The sequence below is a fragment of the Nocardioides sp. IC4_145 genome, from assembly GCF_011250565.1.
Classification (GTDB): Bacteria; Actinomycetota; Actinomycetes; order Propionibacteriales; family Nocardioidaceae; genus Nocardioides.
Map to the genome: position 1 here is coordinate 1 of NZ_JAANMS010000100.1, position 252 is coordinate 252.

Consider the following 252-nt stretch of genomic DNA (forward strand, 5'->3'; position numbering starts at 1 on the left):
TCGGTGGTGGTGAAGAAGGCATGGAACCGCCAGGTGTCGAACAGCGTCTCCTGCCCATCAGACGACTTCGGGTTGAGGTCGGGGATGCGTCGGACTACCAACCTGCCCGACACTCGGTCGGCCTTCTTCTGGGCGGAGAACGCGGTGAACGGCACCTCGGCGACCTCGGCGCGGGAGACCCAGGATCCGGTGGCCTCGTCGAAAATGGCGTCGGTGTACTCGATGGTGGTCCACGCGTCGTCGTCGATCGCG

1 pseudogene is annotated in these 252 nt (G+C 65.1%); it reads right to left on the reverse strand.

Annotated features, from left to right (window positions below):
- Positions 1-252, reverse strand: a pseudogene (locus G6553_RS20595) (IS1380 family transposase); the annotation flags it as partial.